At 65.7% G+C, this 1319-nt stretch carries 1 protein-coding gene and 1 pseudogene; one reads left to right on the plus strand and one right to left on the minus strand.

What is annotated here, in order from left to right:
• On the minus strand, nucleotides 1-598 hold a 598-nt coding region (locus LPZ50_RS24920; RefSeq protein ID WP_230665506.1), incomplete at its 3' end, for a hypothetical protein.
• On the opposite strand from LPZ50_RS24920, the pseudogene LPZ50_RS24925 reads away from it, so the two are divergent.
• Nucleotides 597-1319: pseudogene (locus LPZ50_RS24925) on the plus strand (RNA polymerase sigma-54 factor); the annotation flags it as partial. The gene LPZ50_RS24920 and the pseudogene LPZ50_RS24925 sit on opposite strands and share 2 nt — an antisense overlap.

Raw genomic sequence — 1319 nt, forward strand, 5'->3', positions numbered from 1 at the left:
CGACACATGCAGGGCATGGCCCGGCGGAAACACCAGGTTCAGGAACGGCAGCAAGGCCAGCACGAAGGTGGCGGCGGTCGAGAATGTCGCTTTGCTGGCGCACCAGTTCCATTTTGCCGATGCGGCTGTGGCGCAGTTCGTCCAGCGACTGGCGCAGGTCGCCCAGCGTGAAGGGTTCGTCGCGGCTGCCCCATACCCAGCGCAGCACCGCGTTGACGTCGTCGGACAACTGGGATGTCAGTTGGGACAGATCCGACGGCGCCACCGGCTTGGCGCGGGCGGCGGCCACGTCCGACGCCAGCCAGGCGCGCGCGATGAAAAAGACGATGAGCGACCAGATGACCACCACGCCCCACCACACGTAGGGATTGATGCGGACCAGGAAGTCGATGGTTTGCTGCCCCAGGGCCTGCATGCTGTCAAATGACAGCCCCCGTCCGAAGTCCAGCAGCCACGATGCCGCCAATAACCATATGATGGCGGCGATGACCAGCACCACCGCCCGGATCAGCAGGCGTGGAAGAGCCAATTTAAGCAGCGTCTGGCCGATCAGACGGCAATCTTGGCGTACGCGTTCCGGCGAGGTGGGATTCATCATGCAAAATATTGTACCTATGACCAGGCCCGCGCTAGAACTACGCACCGGTCAACATTTAACGTTGACCCCCCAACTGCAGCAATCGATCCGATTGTTGCAGCTTTCCACGCTGGATTTGCAGACCGAGATTGCCCAGGCGCTGGCCGACAATCCGATGCTGGAGCGCAATGATGAACGGGGCGAGGCCGAGGCCGATGCCCGCCCCGAACGGGAAGCCTCGCTGGATGACGAGCCGGCGCGCGATACCGAAACGCGCATCGACGAAATGCCTGGCTCGGGCGGCGTCTACCCCGATGACCGCAGCGACGGCCCCGATACCGCGCGCAGCGACACGCTGCGCGAGCACCTGCTGGCGCAGCTGGGGTTGACGCGCGCGGGGCAGCGCGACGCCGCCCTGGTGTCCCTGCTGATCGATGAACTGGACGAAAACGGCTACCTGGGCTCGCCCCTGGAAGAGATCCTGGACTGGCTGCCGCCCGAGGCCGAAGCCGATATCGACGAATTGCGCGCCGCCCTGACCCTGCTGCAGTCGTTCGATCCGCCCGGCATCGGGGCGCGCGATATGGCCGAATGCCTGGTGTTGCAATTGCGCAACCCCGACACTGCCCGCCTGCGCGAGGCGGCCGACCCCGTGGTGCTGGCCTGTGCCCGCCGCCTGTGCGCCGACCATCTGCCGCTGCTGGCGGCAGGCAACGTGGCGCGCCTGCGCGATGCCCTGCAT

This window comes from Bordetella petrii, from assembly GCF_020991325.1.
In the GTDB taxonomy this organism is placed as follows: Bacteria; Pseudomonadota; Gammaproteobacteria; order Burkholderiales; family Burkholderiaceae_B; genus Bordetella_A; species Bordetella_A petrii_E.